The organism is Vibrio sp. Vb0349 (assembly GCF_033338975.1).
In genome coordinates this window covers 1-1,411 of the sequence record NZ_JAWOTS010000191.1, presented here as the reverse complement: position 1 = coordinate 1,411, position 1,411 = coordinate 1, and the positions used below count along the sequence as shown (strand labels likewise).

Here is a 1,411-nt window from a genome sequence, read left to right as displayed (position 1 = left end):
TGGATGATAACGCTTCTCTCAACGTTCGTTGGGATGATTTGCCGCAGAGTGTTCAAGCGCACTATGAGCTGACGGAAGTTCGCCAACCAGCCAGGGTAATACTCGACCGTCAACAGAAACTGAGTGATGACCTTAAACTGTTCAGTACCGAAGGTGAGCGAATTATTGTCAGCAGCGAAGGCGATGTTTGCCCACAACTCGATCAAAGCGGAAAAATTGATTTAGCTGCCACCCTAAAAGCGGTCGCGACTCAGCATAATATCAACCATTTATGGGTGGAAGCTGGCGCGACGCTCGCGAGTTCTCTAATCAAAGCTAACCTTGTAGATGAGTTGATTGTCTATCTCGCTCCGAAACTAATGGGAAGCGATGGACGTGGTTTAATTGGCGCGCTGGGATTGACGGAGATGGCGCAGGTCATCGATTTAAATATTACTGATGTGCGAATGGTGGGCAGAGATATCCGTATTACCGCCACCCTTGTACGTAAAGAAATTTAGAAAAGAAGCACTATGTTTACAGGAATTGTAGAAGCAGTTGGTAAATTAACTGCGATTACGCCAAAAGGCGAAGACATTACCGTTACGGTAGAAGTAGGTAAGTTAGACATGTCTGACGTAAAGTTAGGCGACAGCATCGCAACTAATGGTGTGTGCTTAACGGTGATTGACTTTGGAAGCAATTACTACAGCGCGGATTTGTCTCTCGAGACCTTGAAAAAAACCGGTTTTGCAAACTACCAAGTCGGCGAAAAGGTTAACTTAGAAAAAGCCATGCTGCCGACGACACGTTTTGGCGGACACATTGTATCTGGACACGTGGACGGCGTGGGTGAAATTGTGGAGCGCAATCAAGTTGGTCGTGCGATAGAGTTTTGGGTCGCGATGCCTGCTGAGATCAGCAAGTACGTGGCAGAAAAAGGCTCTATCACCGTTGATGGTATCAGCTTAACGGTGAATGATTTACGTAAAAACGCATTCAAACTGACGATTGTGCCTCACACCAGTGAAGAAACCACCATTGACCAGTTCCAAGTGGGCCGCAAAGTGAATTTAGAAGTGGATGTATTGGCGCGTTATATGGAACGCTTGCTGCAAGGTCAGCAAGAAGAGCAGCCTGAATCTCGCATCACCATGGACTTCTTACAACAAAATGGCTTTGCGTAAGCGCTCAGCCACGTTGCGATAATTGCCATAACAGACCGGATTCACAGAACATCGTTAGGGCAATTGACTTGCATTGTGCAAGGCTCAAACTGTTGATGTCATTACCATTGCAATAAGATTTCACGCATTGCTGTCGGAAAGTAAATTTTAGAATAACGGGAAACAGAATATGCCAATCAGTACGCCACAAGAAATTATTGATGATATTCGCGCAGGCAAAATGGTCATCCTAATGGATGATGAAG

General features: G+C 45.7%; 2 protein-coding genes. Both read left to right on the top strand.

The annotated features are described in order from the left end of the window. A partial coding sequence (locus tag R7Q47_RS24455) for a RibD family protein (RefSeq protein ID WP_318089823.1) occupies positions 1–500 on the top strand: 500 nt, incomplete at its 5' end. A 12-nt stretch (positions 501–512) separates the two neighbouring features. Beyond that, positions 513–1,166 (top strand): riboflavin synthase, encoded by a 654-nt coding sequence (locus tag R7Q47_RS24450; protein ID WP_005483039.1) that lies wholly within the window; start codon positions 513–515, stop codon positions 1,164–1,166. Positions 1,167–1,411: the final 245 nt, after the last annotated feature.

Bases quoted from the DNA above. Each gene is read 5' to 3' on its own strand.
- R7Q47_RS24450 (WP_005483039.1), top strand. From the start codon at position 513: ATGTTTACAGGAATTGTAGAAGCAGTTGGTAAATTAACTGCGATTACG.